The organism is Hyphomonas oceanitis SCH89 (genome assembly GCF_000685295.1).
Classification (GTDB): domain Bacteria; phylum Pseudomonadota; class Alphaproteobacteria; order Caulobacterales; family Hyphomonadaceae; genus Hyphomonas; species Hyphomonas oceanitis.
On sequence record NZ_ARYL01000175.1, the window covers coordinates 1 to 392 of the forward strand.

The window sequence follows — 392 nt, forward strand, 5'->3', positions numbered from 1 at the left end:
GCTTCGACCGCGTAAAGCGCCGCAATGCGCGTCACCGCTTCGGTCGCAACAGCTGAACCGGTCGCCTTGGCGATATCGAAGAACTTGCGCCTTATATGGGCAAGACAGGCAACTTCGGTGATCCTGCCGGACCGGTAGAGTTCTTCGAACCCTGCATAGCCATCGGCATGCATGAATCCGGAGTATCCCTTCAGGTGCTCTGCGGGGCGGATGCCTTTGCGGTCCATACTGAACCGGTAGAACGCCGCCGGCGGTGCGACCGATCCGTGAGGTCTCTCGTCGCGCGCATAGACCCAGACCCTGCCGGTCTTTGTCTTGCCGTTGCCGGGCGCGAGAACCGACACCGGTGTATCATCAGCATGGACCGCAGCGCCCGCACGCACATGCTGCCC

At 62.2% G+C, this 392-nt stretch carries 1 protein-coding gene; it reads right to left on the reverse strand.

Going from position 1 to position 392, the window contains the following annotated elements; genetic code table 11:
• The coding region (locus HOC_RS20800) for an IS66 family transposase (RefSeq protein ID WP_035542832.1) at window positions 1–392 on the reverse strand (392 nt) is incomplete at both ends.